Consider the following 1,138-nt stretch of genomic DNA (forward strand, 5'->3'; position numbering starts at 1 on the left):
TGGTGTCGGCGGCCCCGGCGAGCAGTCCGGCGGCGGCGGAGCGGACCTCCTCGCGGTCGCCCGGTGCGACGGCGGCCAGGGCCTGGGCGAGGCCGATCCCGCCGCTGCCGTCGTCGGGCAGGCCGAGCAGCCGGGGGACCTCGGGCGAGCAGGTGAGCCGGGTGCTGCCCGGCTCCCAGCTCCAGGTGCCGAGCCGGGCGAGCCGCTGGGCCTGGGCGAGCTGGGTCTCCCGCCGGTCCCGCTCGTCGTGGGCGCGCCAGCTGACCAGTACGCCGTCCAGGAACGGCGTGGCGTGCAGGGTCATCGCGGAGGCCCGGACGGCGCCGCCGACGACCTCCTCGAAGCGTTCGGCACCGCCCTCGTAGGGGACGCCGGTGGCGGCGACCTCCAGCAGCCGGCCGAAGGTGCCGGAGGCGACCATGCCCGGGTACAGCTCGGTGAGCCGGCGGCCCACCATGTCGCCGGGGGTGCGGCCGGCCAGGTCGACGGTGGCCGCGTTGGCGTGCTCGACCCGCAGGTCGGTGACGCCGCCGCCGGTGTCGCGGACGGCGCCGAGGATCAGCACCGGGTCGAGCAGCGCGTCCAGCACGGCCCGGAACCACGGCTCGGCGACCGGCGCGGCCCGGCCGGGCCCGGCGGTGCCGCCCGCGCCGACCCGCTCCAGTTCGGCGGCGCAGAGCGCGGCCACCGCGGCGAGGTACCGCTCGATGTCCGGATCGGGCCGGTACTCCTCGGCCCAGCCGAGCTTCATCGCGCCGATCACCCGGCCGCCGGTGCGCAGCGGCAGCGCGCACACCGTGCGTCCGGGGACGAGGTCCTCGCCGGGGACGTCGGGGTAGCGGGCCGCGAAGTCCCTGCGGGTGGCGACCCAGACGGCGGCGCCCGACTGGGCGGCCTCGGTGAGCGGCAGGGCGGTCATCGGCGGGATCCGCTGCCACTGGCTGAGCCGGTGCGCGGAGACTCCGTGGCTGCCGACCAGGCGCAGGGCGCCGTCGGGTTCGAGGAGGGCGAGGACGGCGGCGGTGACGCCGAGCGGGGCCAGGGCGGTGTCGTGCAGCAGCCGGGCGAGGTCCTCGGTGGTGCCGGCGGAGGCCAGCGCGGCCGCGGCGAGGTGGTAGCGGGCGGCGAGTCCGCGGGC

General features: G+C 78.6%; 1 protein-coding gene. It reads right to left on the minus strand.

Annotated elements, in window-relative coordinates; translation table 11 throughout:
• A partial coding sequence (locus ABZ641_RS38790) for a GAF domain-containing protein (protein ID WP_359989406.1) occupies positions 1-1,138 on the minus strand: 1,138 nt, incomplete at both ends.

The sequence above is a fragment of the Kitasatospora sp. NPDC007106 genome (genome assembly GCF_040634455.1).
GTDB classification, from domain to species: Bacteria; Actinomycetota; Actinomycetes; order Streptomycetales; family Streptomycetaceae; genus Kitasatospora; species Kitasatospora arboriphila.